Raw genomic sequence first — 6,421 nt, forward strand, 5'->3', positions numbered from 1 at the left:
TTTTTATCTGTTGGTAATATTTATCAAACAGACATCAGGGGGTTTTATGGATAGCATGATGAGCAGTCTTGATACCAACCAACCGACATTCTCTTCGCAGATTATCGGTCAGCAAGCCACTGCCAGTGGCGCACGCACCCTGCTCCAAAACGCTATCAAGCCGGGTTATGACTCGGAGTGGAATACCCCTAACTTCCTCGACCGCGAGGGCAACCCGGTCCCTGGCATCTATGCCGACGTGGATAACGATGACTATCACGCCATCCCGGCGCTCAGCTCTTCCAAGCTCAAGAAATTTGCTCAGTCACCCGCACTCTACTATCGCGAGTATGTGGCTCCCCTGAGCCGTGCCAAGTCGGCCTCCACCGCTACCGCCTTTATGACCGGGACTGTCTCCCATGGCCTCATCCTTGAGCCTGAGCGCTGCGCCGACCTCTACTGGTATCACCTCAACCCCATCGACTACCCACAGGCGCTGCATACCGTCGCTGACCTCAAGGCCGCCATCGAGAAGCGTGGGCTCAAGCCCAAGGGCACGCTCAAATCCGGCCTGATTGAGCAGCTGCTGGCAGCCGACCCGGCCATGGCCGACCAGATCTTCGATGTGCTGGCCCATGAGCACCTGATGAAGCGGTTCCGCAAGCTCGGTTTGCCGTGGATGAAGCCCAACCCGGCTGACTATCCGGAGGCGTTGCTGTCCCTCAAGGACTACGAGAGTGCCTGCACCAAGAAGGGCCTCACCCCGGTGAGCGATGATCTGGACGACCTGTATGCCCAGTTGATCGTCATCGACCCGACACTGGTGACACATCACAACCTGCAAGCGGTGCATGAGGCGCGGGTGATGACCCTGCCCGCCTGCATCGCCTACATGAATGAGTTCGTGCTCGACCCCATCACCTATCAGGACGCCCATCGCGCCCGTGACTCGGTACGCCGCCACATGCGGGCTGACTCCCTGCTGCGTGACGGTATCGCGGAGCTGACCATGATTGCTCAGGATCCGGAAACCGGCATGTTCGTGAAGGCCAAGTTCGACTGGCTGCGCTACGACCTCATCTCGGTGGACCTCAAAACCACCCGTGACACCAACCCGGATCGCTTCACCTATCAGGCTCGCGACCTTGGCTATGACTTGCAGGATGCCTTCTATACCCACGTCGCCAAGCTGCTTGGCATTCAACTGCGCGGGTTTAGCTTCGTCTGTGTGGAGTTTGCCGACATGGACAACTGTGAGGTGTTTGAGTTCTCGGAGAGGGTGCGGGTGCGGGCTGAAAACAACCGCCGCTCGATGATGCAGGATCTGCAATTCTGTAAGAGCCGGGATTTTTGGTACGGCTACAACCCCAACCAGACCACCATGGTTTTAGACTGGTAGCCACAATCCAACCTGACCCATGACAGTGACTCTCCTGGGGGTGAGCTCATCACCCTCACAGTCCTCCCGAGACAATTGGCAAAAGAAAAGGCAAGCCCCGCATGGGAGCTCGCCTTTAAAATGTGCTGTTTTGCCCAAGAGAATGGGTTTTAATTGTGTCTTTGGTTCGTAATTGCACAGGTAGCCATTACGTGGGCGCATTATAACGACGTCCGTTCCGCATCTCTAGGTCCAACTCGCTTGCCAGTACCTGCCAGGTCACGCTCCCTCGGTATTCTCTCGCCGTCCTCGCAGGACATTTGCTCGCATCTCATACTGGGCTGTCCTTAGACCGGCAATGTGGTAGAGTCTTTCACGTACTGGCATTACTCCTCCGTGCGATCACGGATAGACGTTATTAGCTTTTGTTAGTTCTTACATGAGTCCGTGTGGTCACGGATAATTGACGTCAAAAAGGGCTGCATTGCAGCCCTTTGTCATTGGTCGTTCACATCGAGTCAGGCTTATTTGACGGCCTTTAACGGGGACAGCGGCACCACGTTGCGGGCGGCAACTTTGTCCAACAGCGGTTGCAGCTTCGCCCGGACCTCTTCGACATTGTAACTGGATCTCGCGGTGAACCGCACCAGCGCAAATTGGGCGCTGTCGCAGGCGTCTTGAAGCATGACATCCCGCTCCATCCGTTTTTTCAGGGAGTGTGACTTATCGTCCAGCTCGATGGCGCAGAGGTACCGGAAGTCATTGTCTGTTAAGCAGTAGTCCAGGTGCTTTGCAGAAATTTGGTTAAAGGATTTCTGCCAGAGTTTCTTATCTTTCTGGGTAGGCCGCAGCACGTCGGCTACACGCACCTTTCCGTAAATGCGGGCCTGGCCCTGAACGGCTTTCTCCAACGCAACCAGGAACGACTTTTCGCCGTCGGTAAAGAGTCCGTCCTGCACTTCATACGTCAATGCCGTATCGAGCTTTGCCGTGTCCTTCCCCTTTCCCTTACCCTTGTCCATGCCCAGCAGCAGCCCCACCACCGCTACGACCAGCACCACGATTGCAATCACTGTCATGCTCATCACGCTTCCTTATGATTTTCATTGCCCATCATGAGCCCGTTGTAACTTCCGCTTGCCGGGTGAGATCAGCTCTGGCCTTACCGCTCACGCTGCAACGGCACCAGCGGCTTCTCTTCCCTCAGTACCCAGCTCATCGTCGACGGAAAATACTTATAACCCGTGAGTTTCAATCGGGTCGTCACGAGTTTGCGAATTTCCGGCGGGGTTGCAACACATTCGAGTTGCGGGAAACAGATCGACTCACCCCTGGCCAGACGTAGGTGCATGGAGCCAAAGAGGATCGCATCAAAGCGCGTGACCTCATTGCTGGTGAGAAGGGTCTCCACATTATCGAGGGCTTCGTTTACCAGCGCCTGCTTGTAGGCTTCCGAGGCTTCTTTCGCTTTGTCTTTCGCGGACTGTCTATCAGTTTGGCCTTCACGCTGAGCAATCATTGAGGCTCCTTGCTTGCTGTGATCTGCGGTACATCCGATAGGGCTGCTGATGCACCATGTGGAAAACGTCGAGGGTAAACAGTAACCGCCGCCTGGCAGCCCTCGCCAACGAATACCGCGATTGACTGCGTGCTTCCTTGATCTCGTTGACGATGGCTAGAATTTTGCCTTGCAGCGAGACTTTATCGCACGAGCACTCTTGCATCTCGGCGTCCCAGGTAGGGCACAAACGCTCATCGGTATGCCTATGAAAATCACCCACAGAAACCCCCTCAGCATGGCGTTCAGCTTCATTATTGCGCATATTCGAGATAAAAGTCATTAACGGACTGGCAGACCACTCAACGCCTGGATGATGCGGCCTAAGCCGCAAAAAATGCCTCTTGGGCCTCTTCGCGACTCGCATAATAGGCGATGCCTCGGGTGGCCCTGGACAACGAGTCGATGCCAACGATCGAGAACGACTTGATGACCACATCGCGAGCAGCTAGGTAGTGAGTGAGCTGCAGCATGGCGCAGCGTACCATTAACCGATCGATGTCTTCCAAGGACAGGCTGACATCCCCTACCCCGGCTTCTCCGCGCTCCAGCAGCTGTTGCTCCAGCCACAGGAGTGAGTTAATGCCCGACCCACAGCAAGGCTCGTAGTGCTGAAGCTCCTTTGATGACTTCGTCTCCGCCCCGCTTATCAGCTCTGCCATCAGCTGGCCAATCTCTGGCGGTGTGGGGTAGAAGTTGGTGCCCCGCTTCGAGAACCCGACTTCGCTCATCAGGATCCCCAGCACATCGCCGGTTGGTGCCGCCAGCATGGTGCTCGATAGCAATGCCGCCAACTCCATCGCGGTTTCCGTCAAATCAGGGGGAATGTGCTTTGCCGGAGGGTAGAGCCCGGACTGTTGGTAGCTCCACGTTTCGATGAACGCTTCGACGAACTCCGAGACGCCCATCCGATAGCGGGCTGTCTCAATCAGTTCCATGGCCTTGCTGATCTGCTGCTGCACGTTACAGGTCATCGGTACGCTCCCATGAGTAGGGGATGACGGGGTGCCTATCCGTGGCGGACATCAATCGTTAGATGTTAAAAGGCCCGCATTGGTACGGGCCTCTTGAGGGTTTAGCTCTGGCTTGATCAGCCAAAGTTCTGATCATCCCACGACTCATAATTACCGTCATATTGCGGCTCAGGCTGCTGTTGGGGTTGCTGACGCTGACCCGCCTGCCCCTGCTGACGCTGACCCTGCTGGTTCTGCTGGGGTGGACGCTGTCCTTGCGGGTTGGGATTGCTTGAGCGCTGGCCCTGCTGGGTTTGCTGGGGTGGGCGCTGGCCCTGTGTATTCTGCTGGCGCTGACCGCCCTGCTGCTGTTGGCCGCCCTGCTGCTGGTTCTGTCCTTGGCCGCCCTTGCTGGCCCCGAGCATGAGCATCTGGCCACTGAAACCATCGACCATGATTTCCGTGGTGTAGCGTTCGATACCCTGCTGATCTTGCCACTTACGAGTCTGGAGCTTGCCCTCGACATACACCTGCGAGCCCTTATTGAGGTGTTCACCTGCTATCTCAGCCAGCTTGCCCATGAACACCACTCGGTGCCACTCTGTACGCTCTCGATCTTCCCCAGTCTGCTTATCACGCCAGCTCTCCGAGGTAGCCACTGTGATGTTGGTGACGGTACCACCGCTTGGCAGTTGACGGACTTCAGGCTCCTGGCCCAGGTGACCAATGATCTGCACTTTGTTCAGCGAACGCATAGGTGTTTACCTCAATTGAGACAAGGAAGGGTGTAGCTCAGCTCCAACCAACGGGAAGCTGTGGCATTTATCAGGGATTTTCGTTGCATCTCGCGCCGATGCGGGCCGGTCCAAAAGTCACCAGAGCCAAAGCTCATCCCGGCATTCTCGGCCTTTTGCAGCGACTCAGCATCAAAGAGCTCGACATGGACACCACCGGTTTTCAGGTGGCTGACCGTGTAACCGCCAATGGCCTCACCCAGGCCGCCCTTGAGCAGCTTGCGGCGCAGTTCAGGCACCTTGTCAGCACCGAAAAAGGTGAAATCATCGCTCTCATAGAGCAGATCCGCGGTGACCCGCTCGATGACGCCCTTGGTACCGGCTAATCGGATTTGGCCTTGATAGTGGACGTAGAGCTGCAAGGTGCCATCTTCCCCGGTGAGCAGGCTCACATGGCGTGCTGTCGGAGCCCAGGACAATCCCGACGTGAACACAGTCGAAAACATATCGACCAGCTGGCCAGTGCGGGTTCGGGTAGAAGCTGGGTTGTGCAGGACCACCCGCATGAATTGGTTGGCCTCGGTACTAAACCGCTCCTGTGCCACCGCATCCTTGGCCACTTTAGGCCGCAGGGCCTTGAGGGCTTCGTAGAGGGAGTCTTTGATACTCATAGCCACCTCACTCACATTCGATAAACATACATTACAGCGTTAATCGCCAGAGTTCAACGTTTTTGTGAGTTATGGAAATTAAAAAAACGGCGCACTGGGGCCGCCGTCTCTTTAGGCATCACACGATGCTCGCTGTGCTCTTACGCATCAGTTCTGCGAGCCATCAGGTTGCACTATTCGTCCTTCAGTTCTTCCTGTACCTCATCCACGAGGCGGGATGAGAAGACTCGGGCCAAGACAGCCAAATCGTTGGAGTTGAGCTGCATGTCACGCAAGTGTTTAACTGCCACATTGCTCATGTGCTCAATCATGACGGCTTTGGCCAGCCATTGGATGTCCTTTGGAAGTACGTTGGAATCTTCCGCCTTGATGATGGCACTGTTCGATTTGCCAATGAGCTTGGCAAATGTGATTTGGTCCATACCAATCATTCGGCGGATCCGCACCAGGTCAGCACCCGTGGTGATGGGGCCGATCATGTACTGTTTCATCGCGTCAGCGGTAATTTCGCTCATTATAACCTCGGTTACCTTTGCAGTGTCGGTGGTGTTCAACGGCAGGGCTTAGGTCTTGCACCGTTTGTTGGGTTGTTGTTAATCACAAGGTTTAACTTGTGGTTTTGCACCTCTAGTATCGACTGCAACTAGAAACGCTTAAGAATGTCCGAGAAGGATCTTATTAGTTATTTTGTCAGAAATTATCTTGGTGTCGAGTAGCTAAACCGCTGAAAACCCTTAGTTTACGGGGCAAATGAAGAATTTCGATCGCCTGTTATACACTTAACTCCTTAAAATTCATGCAATTAAGCTAATGTTTAAAAGAAATACCAATTAACAATTTTTTTTCATTCATTAAGCCTACGTCAAGTTTCAGCGCAGGAATCGTCCACTTCGCAAGAAAGCGTTTTCAAAACCCACCTCTAAAGGGACATTTAGGTTCGGCTTTTAACGTTAATAATCGCCGTCTCTTACGTTCGAATGTAGGAGTGTGACTAATGACTAATTTGTGAATAAATTATACAAATCAGATTAAAGATGTGATCTAATTGCTCTATTCTGGTTTCACTGTACTCAGTATGTCCGATCCAATCGATTTCTTGGCCCTCGCCAAGGCAGAAACCAACGCCAGGAAACGCATGCGATTCCTGG

7 protein-coding genes are annotated in these 6,421 nt (G+C 54.3%); 1 reads left to right on the forward strand and 6 read right to left on the reverse strand.

Annotation, left to right across the window (positions count from 1 at the left end):
- Positions 1–58: 58 nt before the first annotated feature.
- A complete protein-coding gene (locus HKD46_RS13485; RefSeq protein WP_171865539.1) occupies positions 59–1,378 on the forward strand; it encodes a PD-(D/E)XK nuclease-like domain-containing protein in 1,320 nt (439 codons plus the stop codon).
- 503 nt (positions 1,379–1,881) lie between these two features.
- Here HKD46_RS13485 and HKD46_RS13490 read toward each other — a convergent pair.
- The 6 genes from HKD46_RS13490 to HKD46_RS13515 all read right to left on the reverse strand — a co-directional run bounded on the left by HKD46_RS13490 (position 1,882) and on the right by HKD46_RS13515 (position 5,788).
- A complete protein-coding gene (locus tag HKD46_RS13490) occupies positions 1,882–2,442 on the reverse strand; it encodes a DUF2726 domain-containing protein (RefSeq protein ID WP_114522814.1) in 561 nt (186 codons plus the stop codon).
- Between the two features lie 77 nt (positions 2,443–2,519).
- Positions 2,520–2,876 (reverse strand): hypothetical protein, encoded by a 357-nt coding sequence (locus tag HKD46_RS13495; RefSeq protein ID WP_171865540.1) that lies wholly within the window; start codon positions 2,874–2,876, stop codon positions 2,520–2,522.
- Between the two features lie 362 nt (positions 2,877–3,238).
- Positions 3,239–3,889 (reverse strand): restriction endonuclease subunit M, encoded by a 651-nt coding sequence (locus tag HKD46_RS13500; protein ID WP_114522811.1) that lies wholly within the window; start codon positions 3,887–3,889, stop codon positions 3,239–3,241.
- A 116-nt stretch (positions 3,890–4,005) separates the two neighbouring features.
- Positions 4,006–4,623 (reverse strand): single-stranded DNA-binding protein, encoded by a 618-nt coding sequence (gene ssb / locus HKD46_RS13505; RefSeq protein ID WP_114522810.1) that lies wholly within the window; start codon positions 4,621–4,623, stop codon positions 4,006–4,008.
- A gap of 11 nt (positions 4,624–4,634) precedes the next feature.
- A complete protein-coding gene (locus HKD46_RS13510) occupies positions 4,635–5,273 on the reverse strand; it encodes a recombinase RecT (protein ID WP_114522809.1) in 639 nt (212 codons plus the stop codon).
- A 173-nt stretch (positions 5,274–5,446) separates the two neighbouring features.
- Positions 5,447–5,788, reverse strand: a complete 342-nt coding sequence (locus tag HKD46_RS13515) for a hypothetical protein (RefSeq protein ID WP_114522808.1) — start codon at positions 5,786–5,788, stop codon at positions 5,447–5,449.
- Positions 5,789–6,421: the final 633 nt, after the last annotated feature.

Source organism: Aeromonas sp. TW 6, assembly GCF_013168745.1.
GTDB lineage: Bacteria > Pseudomonadota > Gammaproteobacteria > Enterobacterales > Aeromonadaceae > Aeromonas > Aeromonas caviae.

Bases quoted from the DNA above. Each gene is read 5' to 3' on its own strand.
- HKD46_RS13485 (WP_171865539.1), top strand. From the start codon at position 59: ATGAGCAGTCTTGATACCAACCAACCGACATTCTCTTCGCAGATTATC.
- HKD46_RS13490 (WP_114522814.1), bottom strand. From the start codon at position 2,442: ATGAGCATGACAGTGATTGCAATCGTGGTGCTGGTCGTAGCGGTGGTG.
- HKD46_RS13495 (WP_171865540.1), bottom strand. From the start codon at position 2,876: ATGATTGCTCAGCGTGAAGGCCAAACTGATAGACAGTCCGCGAAAGAC.
- HKD46_RS13500 (WP_114522811.1), bottom strand. From the start codon at position 3,889: ATGACCTGTAACGTGCAGCAGCAGATCAGCAAGGCCATGGAACTGATT.
- ssb (WP_114522810.1), bottom strand. From the start codon at position 4,623: ATGCGTTCGCTGAACAAAGTGCAGATCATTGGTCACCTGGGCCAGGAG.
- HKD46_RS13510 (WP_114522809.1), bottom strand. From the start codon at position 5,273: ATGAGTATCAAAGACTCCCTCTACGAAGCCCTCAAGGCCCTGCGGCCT.
- HKD46_RS13515 (WP_114522808.1), bottom strand. From the start codon at position 5,788: ATGAGCGAAATTACCGCTGACGCGATGAAACAGTACATGATCGGCCCC.